Origin of the sequence: Streptomyces sp. NPDC047014, from assembly GCF_040644195.1 — a bacterium.
Classification (GTDB): Bacteria; Actinomycetota; Actinomycetes; order Streptomycetales; family Streptomycetaceae; genus Streptomyces.
Genome location: NZ_JBEYVX010000008.1, coordinates 149,246 through 172,921 on the forward strand (window position 1 = coordinate 149,246; position 23,676 = coordinate 172,921).

The window sequence follows — 23,676 nt, forward strand, 5'->3', positions numbered from 1 at the left end:
GCTCAGCAGATACGCGGCAGCTGCTCCCCGATCGGCAGATCCACCACCCGCGTGCCCCCGAGGGCCGTACGGGCCACCACCATCCCCGGGTGCTCCGCCACCACCTCGCCGATCACGGCGGCCTCACGGCCCAGCGGGTGCGCGCGCAGGGCGTCCAGTACCGCTTCGGCGTGCTCGCGCGGGACGAAGGCGACGAGCTTGCCCTCGTTGGCCACGTAGAGCGGGTCCAGCCCCAGGATCGCGCAGGCGTTGGCCACGGCCTCGGGGACCGGGACGCGGCTCTCCTGGATGACCACCCCGGTGCCGGAGGCGGCCGCGATCTCGTTGAGGGAGGCGGCCAGACCGCCGCGGGTGGGGTCGCGCAGGACGTGCAGGTCGGGGGTGACGGCCAGCATGCTCCGCACCAGCCCGCCGAGGGCGGCGCAGTCGCTCTCGACGTCCACGCCGAACTCCAGGCCCTCCCGGACACTCATGATCGCCACACCGTGCAGTCCGATCGCGCCGCTGACGATCACGACATCACCGGGCACCACCCGCTGCGGTCGCAGGTCCACGCCCTCGGGGATCAGGCCGATGCCCGCGGTGTTGATGTAGATCCCGTCCCCGTGGCCCGCCTCGACGACCTTGGTGTCCCCGGTGGCGATCTCCACGCCCGCGGCCCGTGCGGCCGCGCCCATGGCCTCGGCCACCCGGGCGACCACGGCCATCTCGACGCCCTCCTCCAGGATGAACCCGCAGGACAGGTACGCGGCCCGGGCCCCGCTCATCGCCAGGTCGTTGACGGTGCCGTTGACCGCGAGGTCACCGATCCCGCCGCCGGGGAAGAACAGCGGCCGCACCACGTAGGAGTCGGTGGAGAAGGCCAGCCGGGCCCCGCCGAGGGTGACGGCGGCGCTGTCCCCGAGCTGGGCCAGGACCTCGCCGCCGAAGGCGGGGGCGAAGAGGTGCTGCACCAGCTCGGCGGAGAGCGCGCCTCCCCCGCCGTGGCCCATCACCACGCGCGGCCGGTCGCGCAGCGGGGCCGGGCAGGTCCAGCCGGTGAGATCGAGCGCGGCGGCGCCGCCGGCCCGGGTGTCGGTGTCAGACAACGGGGGTCGCCTCCAGCGGGGTGGTCGCGGCGGACACGGGCTTGAGCTCCAGCCGCCGGTAGAGGTAGTACGCGGCGCAGGCCCCCTCGCTGGAGACCATGGTGGCGCCGAGCGGGCTGCGCGGGGTGCAGAGCGTGCCGAAGGCGGCGCACTCGTGCGGTTTCAGCAGCCCCTGGAGCACTTCGCCGCTGCGGCACTCGGCCGGTTCGCGGGTGGTGATCCCGGTGACGGAGAAGCGGTGCTCGGCGTCGAAGTCCCGGTAGCGCGCGGAGAGCCGCCAGCCGCTGCCGGGGATCACGCCGATGCCGCGCCAGGCCCGGTCGGTGACCTCGAAGACGTCCTCCAGCATGGCGAGGGCGGCCGGGTTGCCCTCGGGGCGGACGGCGCGGGCGTAGGCGTTGTCGACGGTGTGCTCGCCGCGTTCGAGCTGCCGCACCGCGCGCCGTACGCCTTCCAGGATGTCCAGCGGTTCGAAGCCGGTCACCACGATGGGGACGCGGTGCCGGGCGGCCAGCTCGGGGTACTCGCCCACGCCCATCACGCTGCACACGTGCCCGGCGGCCAGGAAGCCCTGGACCCGGCAGCTGGGCGAGCGCATGATCGCCTCGATGGCCGGGGGGACCCGTACGTGGGAGACCAGCAGGCTGAAATTGCGGATGCCGAGCTTCTTCGCCTGATGGACGGTCATGGCGTTGGGCGGCGCGGTGGTCTCGAAGCCGATGCCGAAGAACACCACCTGGCGCTGCGGATTGTCCTGGGCGATCCGCAGGGCGTCGAGCGGGGAGTAGACGACGCGTACGTCGCCGCCCTCGCTGCGGACCTGGAAGAGGTCGCGGCCGGTGCCGGGGACGCGGAGCATGTCACCGAAGGAGCAGAAGATCACGTCGGGGCGGGAGGCGATCTCCAGCGCCTTGTCGATCACCTCCAGCGGGGTGACGCACACCGGGCAGCCCGGCCCGTGGATCAACTCCACCTCCTTCGGCAGGAGTTGGTCGATGCCGTGCCGGATGATGGTGTGGGTCTGGCCGCCACAGACCTCCATCAGCGCCCAGGGGCGGGTCACGGTGGCGTGGATGTCGTCGAGCAGCCGCCGGGCGAGGGCGGGGTCCTGGAACTCCTCGATGTACTTCACGGCGCGGCTTCCTCCTGGGGTGCGGCGACGGCGGGCCCCTCGGCGGCCGGTCCGCCGAGGGCCGGTCCGTCGGCGAAGGGCCAGGGGGCGTCGGGGCCGGCCTGGGCGGCGGCCTGCTCCCAGGGGTCCCCGAACTCCTCCTGGAGCATGCCGAGCTGCTCGAAGAGTTCGAGCGTCTGGCGGGCCGACTCCTCGTCGAGCCGCTGGAGGGCGAATCCCACGTGGACGATGGCGTACTCCCCGACCTCCAGGTCGGGCAGGTACTCCAGGCACACCTCCTTCTGGACCCCGCCGAAGTCGACGGTGGCCATGCGGGTGCCGTCCTTCTCGGCGATCTCAAGCACTCTGCCGGGTACCGCCAGACACATGGGTTCCTCCTCGCTGTGGGTGGTGCGCGGTCGCGGTGGCGGCGGCCACCATGAGCTGCCCGAGGGACAGCCCGCCGTCGTTCGGGGGGACCCGGCCGTGCCGCAGGACGGTGAACCCGGCGGCGCGCAGGGTGCGGGCGCAGCCGGAGGACAGCAGGGTGTTGGCGAAGACCCCGCCGGTCAGGGCCACGGTGCCGATGCCGTGCCGCTCGCGCGCCAGCCCGCAGAGGTCCGCGACGAGGGCGGTGACGGCGGCGTGGAAGCGGGCGGCGATCAGCGCCGGGCCGGTCCCGGCGCGCACATCGGCGGCCACGGCGGCCAGTACGGGTCCCGGTTCGGCGGTGACCGGTCCGGGGGCGGAGGCTACGGGGACGCGCAGCCCGAAGGAGTAGCCGGGCCCGGCGGCCCCGGGGGCGCCGAGCGCGGCGGCCTCCAGCTCGATCGCGGCCTGCGCCTCGTAGCGGGCGTGGTGGCAGATGCCCGCCAGGGAGGAGACGGCGTCGAAGAGGCGGCCCATGCTGGAGGTCGGGACGCAGTTCAGGTCCCGCTCCAACTGCCTCTCCAGTACGCGCAGTTCGTCGCCGGGGCAGGCGGCGACACAGGGCAGGTCCGGCGTCCGGGCCAGCCCGGCGGCCCGCAGATGCGCCAGCGCCATACGGTACGGGCGCCGCACGGCCGCGTCCCCGCCGGGGAGCGGCACGTAGCCGAGGTGGGCGAAGCGGGTGTAGCCGGCGTAGTCCGCGAGCAGGACCTCGCCGCCCCAGACGGCCCCGTCGTCCCCGTAGCCGGTGCCGTCGAAGGCGACGCCGATCACCGGGCGGCTGCCGTCCAGGCCGTGTTCGGCCATGGCGGAGGCGATATGTGCGTGATGGTGCTGTACGCGGACGAGCGGCCGGGATCCGGCGGTGCGCGCGGCCCACCGGGCGGAGCGGTAGCCGGGGTGCCGGTCGGCGGCGAGGAGGGCGGGGGTGACGCCGGTGATGGACTCCAGCTGACGCTCGGCGCGTTCGAGGGCGTCCTGCGTGGCGAGGTCGTCCATGTCACCGATGTGCGCGGACAGCCAGGCGTGCCGCCCCTCACCGAGGCAGAAGGTGTTCTTGAGGTCCCCGCCGGCGGCGAGCACCGGGGGGACGGACAGGGGCAGCGGGAGCGGCAGCGGGGCGTATCCGCGGGCGCGCCGCACGGTCAGGGTCTCCCCGTCGCAGACCCGGACCACGGAGTCGTCGCAGGGCACATGGATGGGGCGGTCATGCGTCAGCCAGGCGTCGGCGAGCCCGGCGAGCCGGTCCAGGGCCTCTTCGTCGTCGGTGACGATGGGCTCCCCGGCGAGGTTCCCGCTGGTCATGACGAGCAGGCGGGGACCGGGCGGGTCACCGGGCAGCCCGAGCAGCAGATGGTGCAGGGGCGTGTACGGGAGCATCACGCCCAGGTCCGGACAGCGCGGCGCGACCTCGGCGGCGAGCCCGTCCCCGAGGCCGTCCCGGCGGCGCAGCAGCACGATGGGGCGCACGGACCCGGTGAGCAGGTCCCGCTCCTCGGGCCCGATGTGCGCGTACCGCCCGGCCTCGTGGAGGTCCCGGGCCATCAGCGCGAAGGGCTTGTCCCCGCGGGCCTTGCGGCGGCGCAGCTCGGCCACGGCTCCGGCATGGGTGGCATCGCAGGCCAGGTGGTAGCCGCCGAGCCCCTTGACGGCGAGGACCGCCCCGGCGGCGAGGAGGCCGCGGGCCGCCGCCACCGGGTCGGGGCCGGCGGCCGGGCGGGGCGGGCTCCCGGTGAGCAGGGTGAGCCGGGGTCCGCAGGCGGGGCAGGCGACGGGCTGGGCGTGGAAGCGGCGGTCGGCGGGATCGGCGTACTCGCGGGCGCAGTCCGGGCACAGCGGGAAGCGGGCCATGGTGGTGTGCGCGCGGTCGTAGGGCAGCCCGGTGACGATGGTGAAGCGCGGCCCGCAGTGCGTGCAGGTGATGAAGGGGTGCCGGTGGCGGCGGTCGGCGGGGTCCGCCAGCTCGGCCAGGCAGTCGGCGCAGGTGGCCACGTCCGGGGAGACGAGGGTGCGGGCGGGGCCGCCGGTGCGGGAGGCGACGATGGTGAAGCCGGTGCCGCCCGCGGCGGGCACCTCGTGGTGGTCGACGGCGTCGACCACGGCCAGCGGGGGCGCGTCCGCCGCGAGCCGTTCGCAGAACCGCAGCACCGCCGCCGGGCTGCCCTCGACCTCCGCGACCACGCCCTCGGGGGTGTTGGTGACATGCCCGGCGAGGCCGAGTCCGATGGCGCGGGTGTAGACGTAGGGGCGGAAGCCGACGCCCTGAACCACTCCGCGCACGGTGATCCGGCGGCGCTGCACGGCCGCGTCCATCAGCGGGTCTGCGCGGCGGACCGGACGTGCGGGTGGTGGTGGTCGTGATCGGGCCCGTGGTCGTGGGCATGGCCGTGCCCGTGCTCGTGGCTGTGTCCGTGCTCGTGGCCGTGCGTGTGCTCGGCCCCGTGCCCGTGCTCGGTCCCGTGCTCGTGCGTGTGCGCGTGACCGGCCAGGGCGGAGGGCTGCCGGCCGGCCATCACCGGCGTGTGCGTGAAGGTCCCCGCCGCGGCCGCCAGGGCGCGGTCGAGCAGCAGGCCCAGCCCCTCGCCCGCGCGGGCCGAGGTCATCAGCACCTCCACACCGGGGTTGACCTGCTGGACGTGGGCCAGGAAGGCGGCCTCGTCGAAGTCGACGGCCCGCGCGATGTCGGTCTTGGTGACCACCACCAGCTGCGCGAGCCCGAAGGCGGTCGGGTACTTGAGGGGCTTGTCCTCGCCCTCGGTCACCGAGGCGAGCACCACCCGCAGGGACTCCCCCAGGTCGTAGGTGGCCGGGCAGACCAGGTTGCCCACGTTCTCCACGAAGAGCACCCGGGTGTCCTCGGGCAGCCAGCCGTCCAGGTGCCGGCCGAGCATGGCGGCCTCCAGGTGGCAGAGCCCGTCGGTGAGCACCTGCTTGACCGGTACGCCCGAACGCGCCAGCCGTGTCGCGTCGTTCTCGGTGGCGAGGTCCGCGGTGAGGGCCGCGACGGGCACGCCGCGCTCCCGCGCGAGGAGCAGTTCGCGCTCCAGCAGCGCGGTCTTGCCACTGCCGGGGCTGGAGAGCAGGTTGACCACCGTCGTACCGCGCGCGGTGAGTTCCGTACGCAGGATGTGGGCGGCGCTGTCGTTCTTGGCGAGCACCGCCTGCCGCAGATCGACCTCTCGGCACATGGCTCAAGCCTCCTCGGGAATCGGTTCGCGGGTACGGTCGCCGGCCGGGCCGTCCTCCCAGCGCACGCTGAGGATCTCCAGCTCGCGGCCCGACAGCAGTTCCACGTCCGTGGCCCTGCCGCAGCCGGGGCAGCACAGCTCGGGGGGCATCCCGACGGCCCAGGCGCCGGGGCAGGAGCGGCAGCGGGCGCGGGCCTCGACCGCCTCGGTGGTGAGCTCGGCGCCCTCCAGGACCGTTCCGGCGCAGGCCAGTTCGAAACAGAAGGCCAGGGCGTCGGGCACGACACCGGCCAGTTCGCCCACCCGGAGGCGTACGGCGGTCACCGCGTGCGCGTCAGCCGCACGGGCCGCTTCTTCCACCTGGCCCACGACGGCCATGGCGATCGACATCTCGTGCATCGTTCTCCGTCCTGCCGGGGCTCATTACACCGGCGGGGTGCGGGCGGCGCGGGCGGGCACGCCGGTGCGCCGCGCCGCCCGTACGCCGTTCGGCGGTGGGGGCGCGGCGCCGGGCGGGCGGGGTGTCACATCTTGCGGATGCGCAGGTAACGCCTGATGTCGGGGAGGACCTGGACGGCCAGGACGGCGAGGGCGGCGGCCGCGGCCCCGCCGATGAATGCCTTCTTCATGGGGTTCTCCTCAGTGCGGGGCGGGGTGCGCCCGCCGCGTCGGGGGCCCGGTCGTGGAGCAGGTCCAGGGCCATGCGGACGGCTCTCGGTACGGCGGCGGCCACGGGCGCGCTCAGGCCGATGCCCTCCTCGACGCAGGCGGGTTCGCATCCGAGGACCAGCGTGCGCCGGGGCGGGGTGGCGCCGGTTCCGGCGCACAGGGTGTCCAGCAGGGCGAGGACGGTGTCGGGTGACATGTGGTGTCCGTCGAGCACGGCCCCGCCGCCGGGCTCCACACCCGGCCCGGAGCCACCCCCGGCCTCGGCTCCCACGTCGATGAGGTACAGCGTGCCCGGCTCGCCGCCGCGCGCGGTGGCGTCGACCAGCAGGAGCGTGTCGTAGCCGTCGAGCAGCTGGTAGGCGAGGTGGACCCCGCGGACGCCGAAGTCCACCACCTCGGCCCCGTCCGGCAGCGGGTGCCCGGACAGGGCGCGTACGGTCTCCACGCCGAAGCCGTCGTCGCCGAGGAAGACATTGCCGATGCCCGCGACCAGGACCTTCGTGCTCACGCCTCCTCCAGCGGGGTGACCTCGTCGGGCTGGAAGTAGAGGAACCGGCCCTGTTCCCGGCGGATGTCGGCGCCCGGATCGTCCTCCACGGTGACGGCGAGGTGCACTCCCCCGTCGACGTCGTGCAGCACGGCCTCGACCCTCGCGGCGCGGCCGTGCAGGAAGAGGTCCTGGGCATCGGTACGGCGGGCCCCGGGGCGGAGCCGGACCCGGCTGCCGGGGCCGACCGGGACCCCGTCGACGGCGACCGGGCCGGGCTCGGGGGCCGCGGCTCCGGCCGGGTCCCACCAGGGGGTCTCCGGCCGGAAGACGGCCTCCTCGTCCGGGAGCTCCGTCAGCGCCGGCGGCAGGTCCTCGCCGGTGACCTCGCGCAGGGAGCGCACCGCGCCGTGCAGCCGCTCCAGCACCTCGGGCGGCAGGGAGTCCGCGAGGTCGATGACGGCGGCGGCCCGGGGGTCGGTGCCGCGTGCCTCGCGCTTCTCCGCCTCGGTGAGGGCGGCCGTGCGCAGGGCCAGGATCTCGTCGATCTCGGTGGCGTCGTACATGGCCCCGGCGCTCTCGGGGGCGATGGCCGGATGGTCCTCCAGGATGATCGGCGAGGACAGCACCACGTCGGCGCGGCCGTCCGCGCCCGCGAGCACCGGCCAGGTGTGGCGGTTGACGCAGGCGGCGACGGACGGGCGGGCCCATTCGGGCGGGTCGGTCATGGAGAGGAAGGAGCCGGAGTCCAGGCCGAGCAGGAGGTGCGCGGCGACCAGCGAGCGCGGCAGGGCCGCTTCGCGGTCGGCGGCCCCGCCGGCGGCGGGAGTCCACGGGCTGGTGTTCTCCACCACCGCGGTGAGCCGGAACGCCCGGTAGGCGCAGTCCAGTTCCTCGGCGCGCAGCCGCAGGACGCCCTCGACGGCCTCGGTACGCCGCACCAGGCGGCCCGCCGTCCGCCCGTCCGGGCCGGGCACCTCCTCGGCCTCCTCGCGGGCGGGCCGGTGGAAGGGGAGGGTGATGCCCTCCCCCGCCAGCCCGGCCACGGGCACCCGGAACTCCACCCGCTCCTCGGCCCCCTCGTCCCAGGGGACCAGGACCCGGTCGGGCAGGTGCAGTTCCCCGGTCTCCTCGAAGCCGCCGTCCGCCAGGGCCCGGTGCACGGTGCGCCGCTGGGCGTGCAGGAAGCGCAGCTCCAGGGAGAGCTCCGCGCCGGTCCTCGGCTCCATCAGGATCTGGGTCTGCTGGGCGGAGGGCTCGTCGTGCGCGGGGCCCCAGGCCGGGGGTACGAGTACCCCGAACTGCCAGCGCAGCCGGTTCTTGGCGGCGGAGGCCCGGTAGGGGTAGAGCACGTACCCCTCCAGCAGGACGGCGTCGGCCACCTGCCGCGCGGCGGCGAAGCGGGGGTCGGCGGCGGTCGTGGTGGTGGCGGTCACGGGGCCGTCCTCTCGGTGACGCGCGGCAGCGCCCCGGCCAGCCGCGGCGGGCCGGGCGGGGGCTGCCGCCTCGGTTCGGCCGCGTCGAGCAGGGCGCGTACGGTCGACTCCCACGAGGCGAGGGCGTTCCGGGAGCGGTAGGCGAGCAGGTCGGCCATCAGGTCCGCGGGCAGCCGGAGCCAGCCGCAGCCGGGGAAATGCTGTTCGAGCATTTCCCGCCAGACGGTCACCGGCATGCGGAAGGTCGCCTCGCGGTCCCAGGGCACCGGTTCCACCCGGAAGCCGCCGTCCCCGGTGAAGGCGGTGCCGGAGAACAGCATGAGCAGCGGTACCTCGCCCTCCTGGAGGGCTTCGAAGTACCGGGTGGCGGCGATGTCCATGTCGTAGGTGCAGGGCACGACGAGATCGGTCTCGGTCTCGCTGGTGAACCCGGGCACCATCACCGGGACCTGCGCGAACTGCACCGGCTGGAGGGTGGTGCCCCAGCGGGAGCGCTCGCCGAACAGGTCGGCCAGCCCCTCGGCCTCGGCGGGGCCGTAGCCGCGCCGGGCCGGTTCGATGCGGATCTGGCAGCGCAGGGCGAGGGCGTGGACGCGGGCTCCGCCGGCGGCGGTGATCCGCAGCCGGAAGACCAGGGTGGGGCCGGCCGCGTACGGGTCGGCGCGCACCCCGGTGCAGGTGAAGGAGAGGTCGCTCACGCGGGGCCCGCTTCCGTGGCCGGGGCGAGGGGCTTCGCCCGGCGGCCGACCTCGTCGAAGAATGCGGCGAGGGCGGCGCGTGCCTCGGCGCCGCCGTCGAAGCCCTGCCACAGCAGCCGCATCCGGCCGACGAGTTCGTAGCAGACGTCGATCGGCACCAGGTAGCAGCCGGACCGGCCCTCCCAGCGGTGGACGAGCAGCGCCTCGGTGTCGGGCTCCAGCAGGGCGGCCAGCCGCCCGCCGCCCAGGACGCGCTGCCAGGTCTCCGGGTCGAGTTCGCTCTCGGTGGCCCCGGCGGGGCTGGGGTAGAGGGCGACGAGCCGGTCCAGGGCGGCGTTGCGGAAGAGGAAGGCGACGCCGACGGGGATCTGGAGCAGTTCCCAGACCCCCTGGTCGAGCCGGTGCTCCGGATCGGCCAGATAGCGGTCGGGGACGGCCCGGTAGCGGCCGGTCCGCGCGCCGGGCCGGTCGAACAGCAGGGAGCAGGCGGTGCAGGCGCAGACCAGGGCGCGCTTCTCGGTCTCCACCAGGTGGCGGTGCCCGGCCTCAGGCACCGCCACGCCGCACAGCTCGCAGGTCTCGGGCCGGGGCGGCCTCGGGCCGGTGAAGCGGTGCAGCCCGCGCGGGGTCCGCGTACCGAGGGCGGGGCCGGTCACGGTACCCGCGCCGGGGTGGTGGGCCGGGTGCCGATCTGGAGCAGCGGCGGCTGCGGGGCCGGGGCGGGCTCCATCTCGACGGCCGTCACCTCGGGGACGAAGCAGGCGAGGGTGTCCTCGACGCTCCGCTCCGAACCGCCGGTGCCGCAGCCGCAGCCGCCGGTGGGGGCAGCGGGGCGCAGCCGCAGTACGCCGGTGGCCTCGTCGAAGCCGACCAGTTCCACCGGGTCGCCGGACCGGGCCAGGGCGCGGTCGATCCGGGTGCGCACGTCCTCGGGGTGGAGGTGGTGCAGGGAGAGCAGGCTCGCCACGAGCTCGTCCTCGGCGAGGGCGGCGAGCGGGGCCTCGCCCAGGGTCCCGGCGATCCGGGCGAGCCCGGCACCGTAGAACTCCATGAGGACGCGCACCAGTTCCTCGGCGGCGGCGCAGCTCTCGCGGCTGCCGGTGGCGGCCAGCGCGTCCAGGATCTCCTCGACGCGCCGGCCCGCCTCGCGGGCGTCGGTGGCGGGGGCGGCGCTCATCCGCCCAGTCCGCTCAGCCCGGTGGGGACGTGCATGGTCTTCACGGTCTTGCCGCCACCGACGTACATGTGGACCCCGCAGGGCAGACAGGGGTCGAAGCTGCGCACGGCGCGCATGATGTCGATGCCCTTGAAGTTCTCCGGGGTGTTCTCCTCGAAGATCGGCGTGTTCTGCACGGCGTCCTCGTAGGGGCCGGGGGTGCCGAAGGTGTCGCGGGTGCTGGCGTTCCACGGGGTCGGCGGGTAGGGGTGGTAGTTGGCGATCTTCCCGTCCCGGATGACCATGTGGTGGGAGAGGACCCCGCGTACCGCCTCGGTGAAGCCGACGCCGATGGACTCGTCCGGCACCTCGAACTTCTCCCAGGTCTGGGTGCGTCCGGCGCGGACCTCGGCCAGGCCCTTCTCGGCGCAGTGCAGGGCGATGGCGGCGGCGTACGCCTGGAAGTAGGTACGGGCGCGGTTGCGCTCCAGGGCGTTGGACCACTTCGGGATCTTCCACTCGAAGCGGGTCTCGGGCTTGGTCATGGTGCGCGGCAGGTTGATGACGACGCTGTGGCCGGTGGCCTTGACGTAGCCGACGTCGACCAGGCCGGACAGGGCGGTCGACCACAGGCGGGCGATGGGGCCGCCGCCGGTGTCGAGGGCGAGGTGGTCCTTGCCGTCGAACCAGCGCGGGGACATCACCCAGCTGTACTTGTCGTCGAAGTTCCGCTTCTGCGGGGCGGGGATGGTGTGCTGGTTCCAGGGGTGGCGCGGGTCGACCGGGTTGCCGAGCGGGTCGTGGGTGACGAACTGCTCCTGGCCCTGCCAGTCGTCGTAGTACGAGCTGCCGAGCAGGATGCGGATGCCGAGGTTGATCTCGGTGAGGTCGTTGGTGACCAGCTTGCCGTCCACGACGACGCCCGGGGTGACGAACATCTTCCGTCCCCAGTCGGTCATGTTGGCGTAGGTGAAGTCGCAGTGCTCGGGGTCGTTGAGGGCGCCCCAGCAGCCCAGCAGCACCCGGCGGCGTCCGACCTCCTCGTAGCCGGGCAGGGCCTCGTAGAAGAAGTCGAAGAGGTCGTCGTGGAGGGGGACGACACGCTTCATGAACTCGACGTACCGCATGAGGCGGCTCATGTAGTCCGTGAAGAGCTGGACGGAGGCGACCGTGCCGACACCGCCCGGGTAGAGGGTGGAGGGGTGCACGTGGCGGCCCTCCATCAGGCAGAACATCTCGCGCGTGTACCGGCTGACCTGGAGCGCTTCGCGGTAGAACTCGCCCTCGATGGGGTTGAGGGAGCGCATGATGTCCGCGATGGTGCGGTAGCCGTGCTCGCCGGCGTGGGGGGCCTCGGTGCGCTCGGCCAGTTCCAGGACGCCGGGGTTGGTCTCGCGGACCATCTTCTCGCAGTAGTCGACCCCGACCAGGTTCTCCTGGAAGATGTTGTGGTCGAACATGTACTCCGCGGACTCGCCGAGGTTGATGATCCACTCGCCGAGGTGGGGCGGCTTCACCCCGTAGGCCATGTTCTGCGCGTACACCGAGCAGGTGGCGTGGTTGTCGCCGCAGATCCCGCAGATGCGGCTGGTGATGAAGTGCGCGTCGCGGGGGTCCTTGCCGCGCATGAAGACGCTGTAGCCGCGGAAGACCGAGGAGGTGCTGTAGCACTCCGCGACCCGCTTCTGCTTGAAGTCGATCTTCGTGTGGATGCCGAGGCTGCCCACGATCCGGGTGATCGGATCCCAGGCCATCTCCACCAGGCCGCTGCCGTCACCGGCCGGCTTCGTGTTCGGTGCCATCGTCTCTGCCGTGACCCTTCGTCGGTACGCGTGCGCGTGCGGTACGGGTGCCCGCGCACGCGGGCTTGCGGGGGCGGGGGGACGGGGCCCCGCGGGATGCGGGGCCCCGTACGCGGCCGTCGGGCGGCCGGGGCGTCACCGGGACGGGGACGTCACCAGGGCGGGCGGTAGCCCGTGGTCAGGGCGCGGCCGGTACGCCGCCACTTCGGCTCCTCGTCCACGGTGTGGGCCGTGAGCTCGCGGAGCCTGCGGATCACCGCGCCGTAGGCGCCGCTCGCGGTGGTGGAGACCTTCGCGCCGGGCGGCTCGTCCATGAAGGGCATGAACTTGTCCGGGAAGCCGGGCATGGTGCAGGCGATGCAGATGCCGCCGACGTTGGGGCAGCCGCCGATGCCGTTCATCCAGCCGCGCTTGGGCACGTTGCACTTCACGACCGGACCCCAGCAGCCCAGTTTGACCAGGCACTTCGGGGAGTCGTAGGTGTGGGCGAACTGGCCCTGCTCGTAGTAGCCGGCCCGGTCGCAGCCCTCGTGCACGGTGGCGCCGAAGAGCCAGGTGGGGCGCAGCTTGTCGTCGAGCGGGATCATCGGGGCGGAGCCGGCCGCCTGGTAGAGCAGGTAGGTCAGCGTCTCCGAGAAGTTGTCCGGCTGGATCGGGCAGCCGGGCACGCACACGATCGGGATGCCCGCCTGCGACGTCCAGTCCCAGCCCAGGTAGTCGGGCACGCCCATGGCGCCCGTCGGGTTGCCCTCCATGGCGTGGATGCCGCCGTAGGTGGCGCAGGTGCCGATGGCGACGACGGCGAGGGCCTTGGGGGCCAGCCGGTCGATCCACTCGCTGGTGGTGATGGGCTGGCCGGTCTCCGGGTCGTCGCCGAAGCCGCACCAGTAGCCCTCGGGCTTGATCGACTCATTGGGGATGGAGCCCTCGACGACGAGCACGAAGGGGTCGATCTCGCCGCGCTCGCCCTTGAAGAACCACTCGATGAAGGTGTCGGCGCCACCGACCGGACCGCACTCGAAGTCGATCAGGGGCCAGTGCACGGCGATCTTGGGGAGACCGGGCAGGGTGCCGGTGACGATCTCCTCGATGGACGGCTGCATCGCCGCCGTCAGGGACACGGAGTCGCCGTCGCAGCTCAGGCCGGCGTTGATCCAGAGGATATGGATCACTGGGTCGTCGACCGGTTCCTTCGTCTCTGCGGCCTTCGTCTCTGCGGCCATGCGCTGCCTCCTCGGGGAGGGGATCAAGGTGAGGGGGTGGGGGTGGAGGGAGGCGGGCGGTCGCCCGGCCCCACCCTTCTTGCTAACAGGGGCGCGGGGCGGGTGCCGCGTCTTGTTGGGCCGGTCCAGTGACGGCGGCGGGGCGCTCCGGGCGCTCCTTGCGTACGAAGGCGCGCCGCAGGGCGTGGTAGGGCGCCTGCGGGTCGGAGAACACCGCCCGCATCTCGGCCAGCTCCGCCGCGCGGTGCTCGGCCAGCGGGCGCACGGCCTCGTCGCGCTCGCGGGCCGCCTTCTTGGCGGCGATCCGGGCGGTGGTGGCGGGCAGGTCCGCCAGGCGGGTGGCGAGGCGGCGCGTCTCGCGGTCGAAGTCGCCGGGCGCGCAGGGCACCGTACGGTCGGCCAGTCCGAGCCGGTGCGCGGCGGCGGCGCTCAGGGGCAGGGCCTCGGCGGTGAGGCGCGCGGCGGTGGCGGGGCCGACGCGGCGGGGCAGGGTGTACGTCCAGTACTCGGAGCCGTACAGCCCCATCAGGCGGTAGTGGGGGTTCAGGACGACGCCCGTGCGGCACCAGACCTCGTCGGCGGCGAGGGCGAGCATGACCCCGCCGGCGGCGGCGTTGCCGCCGAGGGCGCTGACGACGAGCCGGTCGGTGGTGGTGAGGACGGCCTCGACGAGGTCGTCCATGGCCTGGATGTTCTCCCAGGACTCGGCGGCCGGGTCGGCGGCGGCCTCGATGACGCCGAGATGGATGCCGTTGGAGAAGAAGTCCCGGCCGCCGCCGAGGACCAGCACGGTGGTGGGGCGGCTGCGGGCGGCCCCGTACGCCGCCAGCAGGCGGCGGCAGTGGCCGGTGCTCATCGCGCCGCCGGGGAAGGAGAACGACAGGAAGCCGGTCCGCCCCTCCTCGTGGTAGCCGATGTCGGACCAGTCGGGCCGGTGGGGGCCGGCCTCCGGGGGCGCGGGGTGCTCGGGCAGTGCGGGCAGCCGGTCGCCGAGGGCGAGCGTGGCGGGCAGCCGGGGGCCCGCGGGGCGCTCCGGCGTACGCGGGGCGCGCAGCTCCGGGATCCAGACGGCCCCGTCGGCGGTGGCCCGGCAGAGCGCCCCGGCACGGGTGGCCAGGAGTGCGCCGGGGCGCCCGCGCAGGCCGTCCTCGCGGTGGCCGCCGTGCAGGTACCAGTCCTCCCCGAGCAGCCGGTCCCGTACGCCGGGCCGGGAGTCGGCGGCGCGCAGCAGGCGCAGGACCCGCTCGGTGCCGTCCCGCTCCCAGTCGATCCGGCGGTCCTCCTGGCGCACCGGCGGCCGCGTCCGGCTCCCGGTCTGGGGGCGGGGGACGTAGGTGCCGGAGGCGAAGCGGTCCACGGCGAGCAGGACGGCCTCCAGCGCGGCGTCCGCGATCTCGCCGCGGTAGAGGTCGCTCTTGCCGACGGGCGGTACGGGGCACGCGGCGGTGGCCCACACGTCCCCGGCGTCCATCTCGGCGCCGGCCTGGAGGACGGTGACGCCCCAGCGGGTCTCCCCGTCCTGCACGGCGTGGTCCAGGGAGGCGGGGCCGCGGTCGCCCACGGGGCCGGGGTGCACGATCAGGCAGGTGTGGGCGGTCCAGACGTCCTCGGGGATCGCGGTGCGCAGCATCGGGGCGAGGACCAGGTCCGGCCGGTGGCGGTGCACGGCCGCGGCCCAGGGGGTGCCGGGCACGGCGAGCTCGACGGCCACCCGGTGGCCGTGGTCGCGCAGTTCGGCGTGGACGCGCTGCGTGAGGCTGTTGAAGGCGCTCGCGACGAGCAGGACGAACACGTGGTCTCCCGGCGGCGGCGGCCGGGGGCCGCGTGTCGCGGGGCCCGGCCGGATCGGTGCGGCTCCTGACCGGCACACGACCGGCCGCCTGAGATGCTGGGCCACCCCGCCGCCCGCCCGGCCGCGGCGCTGCGGCGGTGTCACCCGAAAGCGCAGCCCGGGAACGCCCGCTCGGCCCTACCCGGGGGCGGCCGGCCGGGGCGGGCCGGGGGGCCGGATCAGCGCTGGTCCTCGACGCCGATGGCCTCCTGGAGGTCCTTGTGCGCCTGGCCCCACTCCCCCTCCTGCTGTTCCAGCAGGGCGGCGGCGATGGCGTTCAGCTTGAGCTGGATCGCGTGCTCGGCGCGGCGCTCGGAGTTCTTCAGCAGGGCCAGGAGCAGCAGCGAGACCGCGCCCATCGCGTCGCCGACCAGGTGCTGCCAGGTCGTCTCCAGGTGGAGCAGGTGGACCGTGAGGTAGGTGGCCACCAGCAGGACGCAGAACACCGAGAAGGCGGCGGAGCTGGTGAAGTTCGACGCCAGTTCCGCCAGCTTCTCGAAGCGGCCGAGTCCTTGTTTCCCGTCCTTCTTCTCGGCGGGGTGCTCGAAGGTCATGCCGCACACCTGCCCGAACCGGGCCCGCCGAACCCCTCCCGGCCGGCGCCGGGACCCGTTCAGCGCAGGCGGGCCGGGGAGGAGGCGTCCGGGGTGAGGAGGCGGGGGGCACCGCTGCCGTCGGCGGGGACCGTCCACAGGTCGGTGCCGTCGGGGGCGCCCTCGGTGGGCAGGGCGTAGGCCAGGGTGCGGTCGTCCAGCCAGAGGGCCTGGTCGTCGACGCTGTGCTTCTCGGCGAGGGGGTGGTCCCGCAGGGTGGACAGGTCCATGACGTGCTCCCGCCACAGGGCGGCCCCGGGGCGCACCCGCTTCTTGTACGCGATGCGCGTCTCGTCCGGCGACAGGGACGGGCATTCGACGTTCTGGACGAGCGTGGTGACGGACCGCCGGGAGAGCGAGCCCTTCACCAGATGGGTGCGGCCGCCGGTGGAGAGGGTGGCGTAGAAGGTGTCGTCGTCCTTGGCGAAGGTGACGCCCCAGAAGTTCACGTCCTGCGCCCGGTGGTCGCGGCCGTCCAGGGTGATGGCGAACTCCTCCAGGCTGGCCTCCAGTTTCCAGGTACGGGTGTCCAGGACGGCCGTACGGGTGGAGAAGAAGGCCGCGCCGTAGGACTCCCCAGAGACGAAGACGGTCCAGGCCACGAAACGGCCGCTGGGCGAGACCCGGGCCCGGCTCGGCGTCCCCGCGAGCGGAAAGCTCCGTACGGTGCGCAGTCCGGCGTCGAGGACGAGGGCCTTGTTGTCCTGGGCCAGCGCGCCCGGCGTGGAGCGCAGGCAGATCCCGGTGCCGGCGGCGGCGTGGAACCGCTGGCAGCTGAGGTCGGAGACGGTACGGGGGCCATCGGGCGCGGCGGCCGGGACGGCGGCCAGGGCTCCGCGCCGGGGCCCCTGCCCGCCGCCCAGGAAGGCCAGCGCGTCCTGTCCGGGGGTCAGCGCGACGGCGCCCGGTGTGCCGGCCGCGCCTCCCGCGCCGGGCCGTCCCGCGCGGTCGGCGGCGTACAGCACCCAGGCGGCGGCGACCCCTCCGAGCAGCAGCACCGCCACCAGGAGCACGAGCAGGCGGCGGGAGCGGGTCATCGGGGTCCTCGCGGGCTTCGGGCGGGGTCGGTGGCCGGGGTGTCCCCGGCAGCCGGGGGCGGGGTGTCCCCGGCAGGCGTGGCCCCCGGCGCGGCGGGGCGCAGTACGCGGCCCGCGACGGCGGCGCAGCACAGCAGCCCGCCCGCGGCGGCGGCGAGGGCGGGTCCGGGGCCCCACAGGGTCCAGGCGCCGCCGAAGGCGAGGGAGCAGACGAAGCGGGCCAGCGCCTGGCCGGTGCCGACCAGGGCCATGCCGGTGGCGCGCAGGGCGGCGGGCACGGTGGCGGCCACGGCGGCGGGCAGCACCCCGTCGGTGGCGGCGTAGAACATGCCGTGCAGGGCGAGCACCAGATAGGGCAGCGCCGGCCAGTCGGGGGCCCACAGCAGCAGGGCGTAGCCGGTGAGGAGGAGGGCGTGCCCGGTGAGGAAGACGGTGCGGCGGCCGATGCGGTCGGCGAGGGCCCCGGCGGGGACGGCGAGCAGCAGGAACACGGCGGCGGTCCCCAGCGGCAGCAGCGCGAACCACTGGTCCCCGAGGCCGGTCCGGCGCTGGAGCAGCAGGTAGACGAAGGCGTCGCTGACGGTGGTCAGGCCGAGCAGCACCGCGCAGAGCGCCAGGGAACGCAGCCGGGGCAGGCGCAGCAGCGCCAGGGCGTCCCGGACCCGTACGGGGCTCGGGCCCTCCGGGGCGGGGGCGGGCCCGGACGGGGGCGGCAGCGCGGGAAGGCCGCCGCCGGAGGGCACGAAGAGCACCAGCACCACGACACCGAGCACGGCGACGCAGCCGCTGACGGCGAAGACCGCGTCGTAGCCGTCGGCGGCGACGCCCAGGATGAGGAAGGCGGCGAGCGGGCCGAGCAGGGCGCCGGTGGTGTCCATGGCCCGGTGCACGCCGAAGGCGCGGCCCTGGGCCTCGGGCGGTGCGGAGAGGGAGATCAGCGCGTCGCGGGGCGCGGTGCGCAGGCCCTTGCCGGTGCGTTCGAGGGCGAGGATCACGCTGATCGGGCCGAGACTGTGGGCGAGCAGCAGCAGGGGTTTGCAGAGCGCGGAGAGTCCGTAGCCGAGGCCGGCGATCAGCTTGTGGTTGCGGACCCGGTCCGCGAGGTGGCCGCCGGTCAGCTGGACCAGGGCGCTGACCCCGTTGTAGACGCCGTCGAGGGCGCCGAAGCCGAGCGGGCTCAGGCCGAGCCCGGCGATCAGGTAGAGGGGCAGGACGGCGGTGACCATCTCGGAGGAGATGTCGGTGATCAGGCTGACGGTGCCGAGGGCGAGGACGGCCGGGGCGACGACGCGCCCGGTCCGGCCGGATAAGGCCCCCGGCGCGCTCCTCTCCCCCTGCTCGCCCCGGTCGCCCCGGTCGTGCCGCGCGCCCTGCGCGCCCTGCTCGCCCGCGGGCGCGGAGCGGTCCGCGAGGTACATGCTCTGAGCCCCCGATGCCTCCGTGTGGATCACTCGCACGTGCGAGTGGAACCCTAATGCTTGTACGGGCCAACTGCGGTGCGTACGCGGTGATTCGGCCGTCCCGCCCCCGCCGGGCCGGGCGGTCTCAGCCCTCGCGGCTGCTCTCGTCCCGCAGCCAGGTGGAGAAGTCCCCCGCGCGCACGGCCTCGCGGGACCCCCGGCGGGCGGCCAGCGCCGCCAGGACGAACACCGCGACGGCGGGCAGCAGTTCGGGATCGGCGCGCACCAGTCCGCGCAGGTCCGCGGTGCCGGTGCGGGCCGAGGGCGCGGCCCGCACCGGTACGGGCACCTGCCCGGTGGCCTGGAGGTGCTCCAGCTCGGCCGACGAGGTGGCCGCGCGCACCTTGCGCCGTACCAGGTCGGCCCAGGTGCGCGGCGGACGCACGACCACCCGGGCGGAGCCGACGACGCTCCGCTCCCCCGGCGCGAAGGCCAGGGAGGCGGCCAGGTCGTCGGCCATCAGCGGGGGCAGCGCGGCGATCCGGCGGTGTCCCTCCTCGGTCACGGCGATCACCCCGCGGCCGAACAGCCCCTCGCGGACGGCGGGCAGCCGCTGCCAGACCCGGTAGTAGGCCCGTACCGGCCAGGCGGCGGCCGCCAGCGGGATCAGCCGGGCGGGGGCGGCGGCCAGCAGGTCCGGGTCCCCGGCGAGCGCGTCCGTCAGTTCCCGCACATCGGTGGCGCCGAGCACGACATCGGCGTCCACGTACAGTCGGGGGAAGCCGCGGGCGTGCTCGTCGCCGGTCCGCAGGGCCGTGTGCTTGGAGGGCGCCGGGATCTCCACGACGCGTACGCGGTCCCCGCGCGCGGCGGCGACCCGCGCGGTGTCGTCCGTACAGCCGTTGCACACCACGACGATGTCGGGGGCGGGAGAGGAGGTGTCGGCCAGGAGCTCGTCGAGGAGCCGGCCGATGACCCGGCCCTCGTTGTGGGCCGGTATCACGATGCTGGTCACCCGGGCAGTATGCACCGTCGAACACCCGCTCCAGGCGTTTCCGTCAACTCTGCCCGGACGTAAGCCCGGTGGTCTAGATTGAACGGCGCCGACCGGAATCGGCATGCTCCTCCGGCACGCCTCGGTGCCGCCGGCGGGCACGCTCCGGAACGGCGGCAGCAGTACGGGTTCGGCCGCTTGTGGGGAACAGGTGGCCGGGCCGGGGGGCGGAACACGCGGTTCACGCAGAGCGCGGTTGTGGGGGGCCATCACCGTCGAGCAGGTCGGACACGCCACGCGCGGGCGTCCGCCCTGCCGTCGACGGCATTTCCCTCCCTTCCACGCGTCCCGGCCACGAGTTGTCGGCACGCCGTGCGGCGTGCGCGGAAGGAAGGGGAACGCTGTGAAGGACACCGCGAAGGACGCGGAACGGGCGGGGCGGGGCGCCGGGACCACCGGTGAGGAGCCCCCGGCCCCCTTAGGCGTGGCCGTGGTCGGTGCGGGCTACTGGGGGCCCAATCTCGTCCGCAACTTCCAGTCCAGCCCGCTGTTCCGCCTCCAGTGGCTGTGCGACCTGGACGTGGACCGGGCCCGGCAGGTGCTCGGCGGGTACTCCACCGTCCAGGCGACCGCGGACTACGCGGCGGTGCTCGCCGACCCCTCGGTGGCGGCGGTCGCCGTGGCCACCCCGGCCGGCACCCACCTGGACGTCGCCCTGGCCGCGCTGCGCGCCGGGAAGCACGTCCTCGTGGAGAAGCCCCTCGCCGCCACCTACGAGGACGGGCTGCGGCTGGTCACCGAGGCCGAGGAGCGCGATCTCACCCTGATGTGCGACCACACCTACTGCTACACCCCGGCCGTGGGCCGGATCCGGGACATGGTCCGCTCCGGCGAACTGGGCGAGATCCACTACGTGGACTCCGTACGCATCAACCTCGGGCTGGTCCAGAAGGACATCGACGTCCTGTGGGACCTGGCCCCCCACGACCTGTCGGTGCTGGACTTCATCCTCCCCGACCACGTCGAGCCGGTGGCGGTCGCCGCGCACGGCGCCGACCCGATCGGCACCGGGCAGTCCTGCGTGGCCTATCTGACCCTCCAGCTGAACACCGGCGCCATCGCGCACGTGCACGTCAACTGGCTCTCCCCGACGAAGGTGCGCACCACCATGGTCGGCGGCTCCAAGCGCACCCTGGTCTGGGACGACCTCAACCCCACCCAGCGCGTCTCGGTGTTCGACCGCGGGGTGGAGCTCAGCACCCCGCAGGAGATCGGCGCCGACGAGCGCCGCGACATGCTCGTCTCCTACCGGACCGGCGACATGGTCGCGCCCGCGATCGGCGAGAAGGAGGCCCTGCGCAGCATGGTGGAGGAGTTCGCCGACGCCATCCGCACGGGCCGGCCCGCGCTCACCGACGGCCGGGCGGGGCTCAAGGTCCTGGACATCCTCGAAGCCGCCTCCCGCAGCCTGGAGTTCCGCGGCGCGGTCGTCGGACTGCGCACCGGGCGCTGATCCCTCGCGGTCCGGGCGAGGACCGGGCCGCCGCACGGGCGGGTCCGTCCGCGGGCCCTCCGCATTCCGTCACACGCAAGACCACGACCAACCAGTGGGGGCAGGGCGTTGAGCAGGGTACGAGGCAAGAGGATTCTGGTCACCGGAGGGGCGGGCACCATCGGCTCGCACGTGGTGGACCAGCTGGTGGACCACGGGGCCCGCGAGATCGTGGTGCTCGACAACTTCGTGCGGGGGCGCACCGCCAACCTGGCCCGCGCGCTGCCGAGCAGTGTCGTGGAGGTCGTCGAGGGCGACATCCGCGACGTGGCCGCGGTGCGCAAGGCGACGGAGGGCGCCGACCTGGTGTTCCACCTCGCCGCCATCCGGATCACCCAGTGCGCGGAGGAGCCGCGGCTGGCGAACGAGGTCATGGTGGACGGCACGTTCAACGTGCTGGAGGCGGCGGCCGCCGCCGGGGTGGGCAAGGTGATCGCCTCCTCCTCCGCCTCGGTGTACGGGCTGGCCGACACCTTCCCGACGGGCGAGGACCACCACCCGTACCGCAACGACACCTTCTACGGCGCGGCGAAGGCGTTCAACGAGGGGATGCTGCGCAGCTTCCACTCCATGTACGGGCTGGACTACATCGCCCTGCGCTACTTCAACGTGTACGGGCCGCGGATGGACATCCACGGCCTGTACACGGAGGTCCTGATCCGCTGGATGGAGCGGATCGCGTCGGGCGAGCCGCCGCTGATCCTGGGCGACGGCACGCAGACCATGGACTTCGTCGACGTACGGGACATCGCGCGCGCCAACCTGCTGGCGGCGGAGTCCGGGCTGACCGACGAGGTGTTCAACGTCGCGCACGGTACGGAGACCAGCCTGCTCCAGCTCGCCCAGGGGCTGCTGGAGGCCATGGACGCGGACGGCATGGTCCCGGAGCACGGGCCGGCGCGCGCCGTGAACGGGGTCACCCGGCGGCTCGCGGACACCTCGCGGGCGGCGGAGCGGCTGGGCTTCACGGCCGCGATCGACCTGCGGACGGGGCTGCGGGACCTGGTCGACTGGTGGCGGTCCGAGCGCGCGGCCGACGCCCAGGATCCCGCTGCCGCGTCCGCGTCCGCTCCCGCCGAGGCGGGCCGATGAGCGCCCCGGGGGCCGCCGCGGCCCGGATCCCGGTGATGGTGCCGTGGCTGGGCGAGGAGGAGGCGCGCGCCGCCGCCGAGGCGGTGCTCTCCGGCTGGGTGGCCCAGGGGCCCCGCGTCGCCGCCTTCGAACGGGCCTTCGCGGAGCGGGTCGGGGCCGAGCACGCCATCGCGCTCAGCTCCTGCACCACCGCCCTGCACCTGGCGCTGATCGCGCTGGACCTGGGCCCGGAGGACGAGGTGGTCGTGCCCTCGCTGTCCTTCATCGCCACCGCCAACGCCGTGCGCTACGTGGGCGCGCGGCCGGTGTTCGCGGACGTGGAGGAGGCCACCGGGAACCTGACCCCGGCCACCGTGGACGCCGTGCGCACCCCCAGGACCCGGGCGGTGCTCGCCGTCCACCAGGGCGGGGTGCCGGCCGATGTGCACGCGCTGCGCGCGGCCTGCGCCGACTGGGACCTGGCGCTGGTGGAGGACGCCGCCTGCGGTATCGGCGCCACGGTCGGCGGGAAGTCCGTCGGCCACGGCGCCCTGCTCGCCGCCTGGTCCTTCCACCCCCGCAAGGTGATCACCACCGGCGAGGGCGGCATGCTGACCACGGACGACGCCGGCTGGGCGGAGCGGCTGCGGCGGCTGCGCGAGCACGGGATGAACGTGTCGGCCGCCGAGCGCCACGCGAGCGGCACCCCGATCGCCGAGAGCTATCTGGAGACCGGCTACAACTACCGGATGACCGACATCCAGGCCGCGGTGGGCCTGGTGCAGCTCGGCAAGCTGGACGAGATCGTGGCCCGGCGGCGGGCGCTCGCCGCCCGGTACGGGGAGCTGCTGGCCGGGGTCCCGGGCGTGCGCCCGGTCCGCGATCCGGAGCACGGCCAGGGCAACTTCCAGTCGTACTGGGTGCTGCTCGCCGAGGACTTCCCCCTCGGCCGGGACGCGCTGCTCGCGGCGCTCGCCGAGGCCGGGATCTCGGCCCGGCGCGGGATCATGGCCTCGCACCTGGAGCCGGCGTACGCGGGCCACGGCGCGGCGGCGCTGCCGGTGACGGAGCGGCTGACGCGGGACTCGCTGATCCTCCCGCTGTTCCACACGATGACCGCCGCCCAGCAGGACCGGGTGGTGGCCGTGCTGCGGGAGCGGGCGGGCGGATGAGCGGGCCGGGGGCCGCGACCGAGGATCTGCTGATCGTCGGTGCGGGCGGGTTCGCGCGGGAGACCGCGCAGGCGGTCCGGGACGTGGCCGCCGCGGACACGGCGCGCGGCCTGGCCCCGCGCTGGCGGCTCGCCGGGCACCTGGACGACGATCCGGCGCTGCTCGGGCGCGAGGTCGACGGGGTGCCGGTGCTGGGCGGCTGCGAGCTGGTCCACGCGCTGCCCGCCGCCCGCGTGGTGGTCTGCGTGGGCAGTCCCCGGGACTACGCGGTACGGGCGCGGCTGGTGCGGCGCCTGGGGCTGCCCGCGCACCGCTGGGCGACGGTGGTCCACCCGACGGCGGCGGTGTCGGCCTCCTCGGCCGTGGGGCCGGGCTCGGTGCTGCTCGCGCACTGCGTGCTGACGGCGGCCGTCCGGGTCGGGGCCCATGTGGCGGTCATGCCGCAGGTGGTGCTCACCCATGAGGACGAGGTCGGGGACTTCGCCACCCTCGCCTCCGGCGTCCGCCTGGGCGGCGGGGTGCGGGTGGGGCGCGGGGCGTACGTGGGGGCGGGGGCACTGGTGCGGGAGTACGCCGCGCTCGGCGCCTGGTCGCTGACCGGCATGGGCAGCACCGTGCTCGCGGACGTGCCCGCCGGGCAGGTGTGGGCCGGCAGTCCGGCCCGCCCGCTGCGGCCGGCGGGGGCCACCGCCCTCGCCGAACTGGCCCGCGCGCGGCCGCCCCGCCGGATCCCCCCGCC

The 23,676-nt window shown here is 74.6% G+C and carries 22 protein-coding genes; 4 read left to right on the plus strand and 18 right to left on the minus strand.

The window, feature by feature from the left end; translation table 11 throughout:
* Positions 1-2: 2 nt before the first annotated feature.
* The 18 genes from hypE to ABZ873_RS08210 all read right to left on the minus strand — a co-directional run bounded on the left by hypE (position 3) and on the right by ABZ873_RS08210 (position 19,163).
* Positions 3-1,088, minus strand: coding sequence for a hydrogenase expression/formation protein HypE (gene hypE / locus ABZ873_RS08125; protein ID WP_360866990.1), 1,086 nt, complete (start codon positions 1,086-1,088; stop codon positions 3-5).
* Positions 1,081-2,220 (minus strand): hydrogenase formation protein HypD, encoded by a 1,140-nt coding sequence (gene hypD / locus ABZ873_RS08130; RefSeq protein WP_360866993.1) that lies wholly within the window; start codon positions 2,218-2,220, stop codon positions 1,081-1,083. Before hypD ends, hypE begins: the two co-directional genes overlap by 8 nt.
* A complete protein-coding gene (locus ABZ873_RS08135) occupies positions 2,217-2,588 on the minus strand; it encodes a HypC/HybG/HupF family hydrogenase formation chaperone (protein WP_360866996.1) in 372 nt (123 codons plus the stop codon). Before ABZ873_RS08135 ends, hypD begins: the two co-directional genes overlap by 4 nt.
* Positions 2,557-4,941, minus strand: coding sequence for a carbamoyltransferase HypF (gene hypF, locus ABZ873_RS08140; RefSeq protein ID WP_360866999.1), 2,385 nt, complete (start codon positions 4,939-4,941; stop codon positions 2,557-2,559). Before hypF ends, ABZ873_RS08135 begins: the two co-directional genes overlap by 32 nt.
* Complete coding sequence (gene hypB, locus ABZ873_RS08145) at positions 4,941-5,816, minus strand: hydrogenase nickel incorporation protein HypB (protein WP_360867002.1); 876 nt, start codon at positions 5,814-5,816, stop codon at positions 4,941-4,943. Before hypB ends, hypF begins: the two co-directional genes overlap by 1 nt.
* Positions 5,817-5,819: 3 nt before the next feature.
* A complete protein-coding gene (locus tag ABZ873_RS08150; RefSeq protein ID WP_360867005.1) occupies positions 5,820-6,215 on the minus strand; it encodes a hydrogenase maturation nickel metallochaperone HypA in 396 nt (131 codons plus the stop codon).
* 226 nt (positions 6,216-6,441) lie between these two features.
* Positions 6,442-6,993, minus strand: a complete 552-nt coding sequence (locus tag ABZ873_RS08155) for a hydrogenase maturation protease (RefSeq protein ID WP_360867008.1) — start codon at positions 6,991-6,993, stop codon at positions 6,442-6,444.
* A complete protein-coding gene (locus tag ABZ873_RS08160) occupies positions 6,990-8,408 on the minus strand; it encodes a hypothetical protein (protein WP_360867011.1) in 1,419 nt (472 codons plus the stop codon). The genes ABZ873_RS08155 and ABZ873_RS08160 overlap by 4 nt, the downstream gene beginning before the upstream one ends.
* Complete coding sequence (locus ABZ873_RS08165) at positions 8,405-9,106, minus strand: DUF6084 family protein (RefSeq protein ID WP_360867014.1); 702 nt, start codon at positions 9,104-9,106, stop codon at positions 8,405-8,407. The genes ABZ873_RS08160 and ABZ873_RS08165 overlap by 4 nt, the downstream gene beginning before the upstream one ends.
* Positions 9,103-9,762, minus strand: a complete 660-nt coding sequence (locus ABZ873_RS08170; protein WP_360867016.1) for a DUF5947 family protein — start codon at positions 9,760-9,762, stop codon at positions 9,103-9,105. The genes ABZ873_RS08165 and ABZ873_RS08170 overlap by 4 nt, the downstream gene beginning before the upstream one ends.
* Positions 9,759-10,283, minus strand: a complete 525-nt coding sequence (locus tag ABZ873_RS08175; protein WP_360867018.1) for a hypothetical protein — start codon at positions 10,281-10,283, stop codon at positions 9,759-9,761. The genes ABZ873_RS08170 and ABZ873_RS08175 overlap by 4 nt, the downstream gene beginning before the upstream one ends.
* Positions 10,280-12,064: a nickel-dependent hydrogenase large subunit gene (locus ABZ873_RS08180; protein WP_360867021.1), complete on the minus strand. Its 1,785-nt coding sequence runs from the start codon at positions 12,062-12,064 to the stop codon at positions 10,280-10,282. Before ABZ873_RS08180 ends, ABZ873_RS08175 begins: the two co-directional genes overlap by 4 nt.
* 152 nt (positions 12,065-12,216) lie before the next feature.
* Positions 12,217-13,287, minus strand: a complete 1,071-nt coding sequence (locus ABZ873_RS08185) for a hydrogenase expression protein HypE (protein ID WP_360867024.1) — start codon at positions 13,285-13,287, stop codon at positions 12,217-12,219.
* A gap of 82 nt (positions 13,288-13,369) precedes the next feature.
* The gene (locus ABZ873_RS08190; protein WP_360867027.1) at positions 13,370-15,079 is read right to left on the minus strand and encodes a hydrogenase maturation protein; all 1,710 of its coding nucleotides are present in this window, start codon (positions 15,077-15,079) and stop codon (positions 13,370-13,372) included.
* Positions 15,080-15,297: 218 nt separating this feature from the next.
* Complete coding sequence (locus ABZ873_RS08195) at positions 15,298-15,672, minus strand: low affinity iron permease family protein (protein WP_360867030.1); 375 nt, start codon at positions 15,670-15,672, stop codon at positions 15,298-15,300.
* A 59-nt stretch (positions 15,673-15,731) separates the two neighbouring features.
* Positions 15,732-16,748: a TolB-like translocation protein gene (locus ABZ873_RS08200; RefSeq protein ID WP_360867033.1), complete on the minus strand. Its 1,017-nt coding sequence runs from the start codon at positions 16,746-16,748 to the stop codon at positions 15,732-15,734.
* The gene (locus tag ABZ873_RS08205; RefSeq protein WP_360867036.1) at positions 16,745-18,166 is read right to left on the minus strand and encodes an MFS transporter; all 1,422 of its coding nucleotides are present in this window, start codon (positions 18,164-18,166) and stop codon (positions 16,745-16,747) included. The genes ABZ873_RS08200 and ABZ873_RS08205 overlap by 4 nt, the downstream gene beginning before the upstream one ends.
* A gap of 127 nt (positions 18,167-18,293) precedes the next feature.
* Positions 18,294-19,163, minus strand: coding sequence for a glycosyltransferase (locus tag ABZ873_RS08210; protein ID WP_360867039.1), 870 nt, complete (start codon positions 19,161-19,163; stop codon positions 18,294-18,296).
* Positions 19,164-19,545: 382 nt separating this feature from the next.
* Between ABZ873_RS08210 and ABZ873_RS08215 the strand changes: the two genes are divergently transcribed.
* The 4 genes from ABZ873_RS08215 to ABZ873_RS08230 form a co-directional block, all read left to right on the plus strand.
* Positions 19,546-20,655, plus strand: coding sequence for a Gfo/Idh/MocA family oxidoreductase (locus ABZ873_RS08215; RefSeq protein WP_360867042.1), 1,110 nt, complete (start codon positions 19,546-19,548; stop codon positions 20,653-20,655).
* A gap of 108 nt (positions 20,656-20,763) precedes the next feature.
* Positions 20,764-21,786, plus strand: a complete 1,023-nt coding sequence (locus ABZ873_RS08220) for an NAD-dependent epimerase/dehydratase family protein (protein ID WP_360867045.1) — start codon at positions 20,764-20,766, stop codon at positions 21,784-21,786.
* Positions 21,783-22,937: a DegT/DnrJ/EryC1/StrS family aminotransferase gene (locus tag ABZ873_RS08225; protein WP_360867048.1), complete on the plus strand. Its 1,155-nt coding sequence runs from the start codon at positions 21,783-21,785 to the stop codon at positions 22,935-22,937. The genes ABZ873_RS08220 and ABZ873_RS08225 overlap by 4 nt, the downstream gene beginning before the upstream one ends.
* Positions 22,934-23,676, plus strand: a 743-nt coding sequence (locus ABZ873_RS08230; RefSeq protein ID WP_360867051.1) for a NeuD/PglB/VioB family sugar acetyltransferase, incomplete at its 3' end; no start/stop codon positions are given. The genes ABZ873_RS08225 and ABZ873_RS08230, both read left to right, overlap by 4 nt.